The 2384-nt window shown below is 73.1% G+C and carries 1 protein-coding gene and 1 pseudogene; both read right to left on the reverse strand.

Annotated features, from left to right (window positions below; genetic code table 11):
• A pseudogene (locus EBH09_RS38900) lies at positions 1 to 295 on the reverse strand (ComF family protein); the annotation flags it as partial.
• Between the two features lie 147 nt (positions 296 to 442).
• Positions 443 to 2284, reverse strand: a complete 1842-nt coding sequence (locus EBH09_RS14165) for an LpqB family beta-propeller domain-containing protein (RefSeq protein ID WP_121747281.1) — start codon at positions 2282 to 2284, stop codon at positions 443 to 445.
• Between the last annotated feature and the right edge of the window lie 100 nt (positions 2285 to 2384).

The raw sequence follows: 2384 nt of genomic DNA on the forward strand, positions 1-2384 counted from the left end.
CCTCCCGGAGCCCGGCCCGCACCGCCCCTGCCAGCGCCATGCCGAGCGGTGCCGTGAGGGCCAGCACGCCGCGCTCCTTGTGTGCCAGCAGGGCGGCCCGTGCCTCGTCCGCGTACCGGGCGGCCGCGTGCACCACCGGCAGCCCCGGCGGCTCCGGCACCGGCCGCACCCGGCACGGCGCGGCGCCGCTCAGCGCCGTACGGCACCGGGGGCACAGCACCGTGCGGCCCCTGCCGCAGCCTCCGCACTCGGCCGGCAGCACCAGGTCGGTGAGGTCCCGCCACCATTCCCGCAATCCCCGCATGGCCACCACTGTGCCAAGGCCCGCGGGGCTCGACCAGGCCTGTGGAAAACGCGGGAGGGCTCCTTGTGGAAAACTCCGAGCCTGCCCGCCACCCGTCCCCCACCCGAGTGAAAGCCCGCGGCGGCGAAGCCGGATGCCTCACCCCGGATAGACCGGCGCCGTCCCCTCCGTCACCTTCTGCCACTGCAGCCCCGACGGCAGCCGCACGATCGCGTCCTCCGAGTACGCCACCAGCGGCAACCGCTCGTCCTCGGTCGCGGCGATCTCCTTCACGCCGGTCAGCGCGGCGGGCACCGAGGCCTCCGGCGTGGAGCCGTCGACCTGCACGTATCCGATCTGCTGGACGCCCCCGCGCTCGCGCCCGACCACCACGAGCCGGCTGTCACCGGCCCACGACATGGCCGTGACCTCCTCCAGCTCCGGCGTCGCTGAGCGCAGTTCTAGGACGGTGACCGAGGACGGTTCGTCGGCCTTCCCGTCCCGTTCGATCCGTCCGATGAGCAGGGACCGCTTGCCGTCCTTCTCCACGATGAGCGCGATCCGCACGCCGTCGGCCGCCACCCGCACGGCCTGGATCCGCCCGTCCAGCCCCGGGGTCCGCACCTCCACGGGCCGGCCCTTGCCCTCCTTGAGCAGCAGCAGGCGTGGGTCGGCCGGGTCACGGTCGGCGATCCACAGGTCGCCCTGCGCGTCCCAGCTGGGCGGCGTCAGCCGGTTCTCCTCCGTCTTGCCCTTGCTGACCAGCACGGGGTCACCGAGCGAACCGCCCGACACCAGCGAGCCGACGTACAACGACTTGTTGTCGAGACGAATGCCGGCCGCGCTGTGCTCGTCCCGCGACACCGCCACCGACCGCAGGGCCGCCACGCCCTCGCCCAGGGCACCGGGGACCGGTTCCGGCCGGGTCCCGCTGCTGCCCGCGGCGATGCGCACCAGGCGTTCCTCGTCGTCGATGAAGTACAGGTAGTCGGGCCGCTGGGCCGAACCGCGCGTCGCGACCGTCTCGGCCCGGTCCTCGGTGAGGGAGCACAGCCGCTCATCGCCCGACCGCAGCTCGACCTCGTCCACCACCGGGGTGAGGTCCTTCAGCGTGAAGAGCAGCTGGGCCGCCATCTCGTCGCACTTGTCGGGGCCGACGCCGGCCGCCCGGTCGTTCAGCCGCACCGTCAGCTTGTTGTGGTCGTCGGGCGTCAGCGAGTCGGTGTTCTTCGCCAGCGCCGTACCGGTCGGGAAGCTCGACCTGACCACCGGCCCGAGCAGGCTCGTCGGCCCGCTGATCAGGGAACGCACCACCTGGGTCATGGGCTCCACGAGCCGGCGCACGTAGACCGGATCGGCGACGGCCGCCGGCTGCTGGGTCGTACCGGCCTGCGTGGCGTGATCGGTGTTCGAGGCGAAGTAGTACTTGTTGACGGACATGTAGGTGCGCTGGAAGTCCGACTTGCCCACGATGACGCCCTGCGGCAGCGCGTCGATGCGCCACTGCCCGCTCTTGTTGTCCCGGGTGAGGTGCACCGGTTCGCGGTACTGCCCGTCCGCCGGCGAGTACGACTGCTGCCCGTCCACCGTGGCGACCCTGGTGCCGGTCAGCGTGACCGAGTAGTCGTCGGCGTCCTCGCGGCTTCCGGAGTGGTCGGACTCGGTGCCCGGCCCGCCCGCGAGCACCGTCGTGGACCGCTCCGGCTCCCAGGTCCGCGCGGCCTCACCCGTCAGGTACTTGCGTGCCGTCTCGTACTCCGGCTCGTTGCTGGTCAGGGCCTCCAGGAAGCCCTGCACGATCTCCGTGGGCGAGTCGTCCTCCCGTGGCGGCATCGCGAACACCCGCACCTGCGGGTCCTGCCGCGGCGTGGACTCCACGCCCCGCAGATCCCCGCTGTCGGGCATCGACGCACACCCCGCCAGCAGTACGACGCCGCAGACGGCGTACGCCACCACGCGTGCCGGCCCCCGCCGACCGCTCCCCTCACGGTCAGCGCCCACGAGATGCCTCCCCTTGCCTGGTCGAGTCCTCCGGCTGCTCCGGTCCGGCGGCCGGGCGGCTCGCCGCCTCCGGCGCGGGCCCGCCGTCCTGTCTCCGGGC

It is taken from the genome of Streptomyces sp. E2N166, assembly GCF_003671715.1.
Lineage (GTDB): Bacteria > Actinomycetota > Actinomycetes > Streptomycetales > Streptomycetaceae > Streptomyces > Streptomyces thinghirensis.